Annotated in this window: 1 protein-coding gene; it reads left to right on the plus strand. The window is 54.9% G+C overall.

The genetic code is table 11. The features are described 5' to 3' along the window. Positions 1 to 5 precede the first annotated feature (5 nt). Complete coding sequence (gene tuf / locus PFRI_RS03555; RefSeq protein ID WP_072629370.1) at positions 6 to 1,181, plus strand: elongation factor Tu; 1,176 nt, start codon at positions 6 to 8, stop codon at positions 1,179 to 1,181. Positions 1,182 to 1,263 lie beyond the last annotated feature (82 nt).

A 1,263-nucleotide genomic window follows, 5' to 3' on the forward strand; every position in this document is an offset into this window, starting at 1 on the left:
CCACCATGGGCAAGGAAAAGTTTGAACGCAATAAACCGCACGTCAACATCGGCACGATTGGCCACGTTGACCACGGTAAAACGACGCTGACAGCTGCGATCACGAAGCAATTCGGTGATTTCCAGGACTACGCGTCTATCGACTCCGCTCCAGAAGAGCGCGCACGTGGTATCACGATCTCCACAGCGCACGTTGAGTACGAGACAGAGTCCCGTCACTACGCGCACGTTGATTGCCCGGGTCACGCGGACTACGTCAAGAACATGATCACTGGTGCCGCTCAGATGGACGGCGCGATTTTGGTTGTGAACGCAGCCGACGGCCCAATGCCACAAACGCGCGAGCACATCTTGCTTGGTCGTCAGGTTGGCATCCCGTACATGGTTGTTTACATGAACAAAGTTGATCAGGTCGACGACGATGAGTTGCTCGAACTGGTTGAAATGGAAATCCGCGAGTTGCTCTCTTCTTATGAGTACCCTGGCGACGATATCCCTGTGATCCCGGGGTCCGCTTTGGCGGCGCTTGAAGATCGTGACGATGCAATCGGCAAAGATTCCATCACCAAGCTGATGACAGCTGTTGACGAGTACATCCCGACGCCAGCACGCGCGGTGGATCAGCCGTTCTTGATGCCTGTTGAGGACGTGTTCTCGATTTCCGGCCGTGGTACAGTTGTAACCGGTCGTGTTGAGCGCGGTGTGATCAATGTTGGTGACGAGATCGAAATCGTTGGCATCAAAGACACGCAGAAGACAACATGCACAGGCGTTGAAATGTTCCGCAAGCTGCTTGATCGCGGTGAAGCTGGCGACAACATTGGTGCACTTCTTCGTGGTGTTGACCGTGAAGCGGTTGAGCGTGGCCAGGTGCTTTGCGCGCCTAAGTCCGTGAACCCACACACAAAGTTCGAAGCAGAAGCCTATATTCTGACCAAGGAAGAGGGTGGCCGTCACACGCCGTTCTTCGCCAACTATCGCCCACAGTTCTACTTCCGCACAACGGACGTCACGGGCACGGTTGAGCTTCCAGCGGGCACAGAAATGGTGATGCCGGGCGACAACTTGAAGTTCAACGTTGAGCTGATCGCGCCTATCGCGATGGAGCAAGGCCTGCGCTTCGCGATCCGCGAAGGCGGTCGTACAGTTGGCGCTGGTGTTGTGTCTGCAATCACTGAGTAAGTTCGCGTAAGGTGCGTGGTATCACGCACCCTACATTTGACATTAAGAACGGCATCCAGAAAAATCTGGGTGCCGTTTTTTG

The organism is Planktotalea frisia (assembly GCF_001890925.1).
Classification (GTDB): Bacteria; Pseudomonadota; Alphaproteobacteria; order Rhodobacterales; family Rhodobacteraceae; genus Planktotalea; species Planktotalea frisia.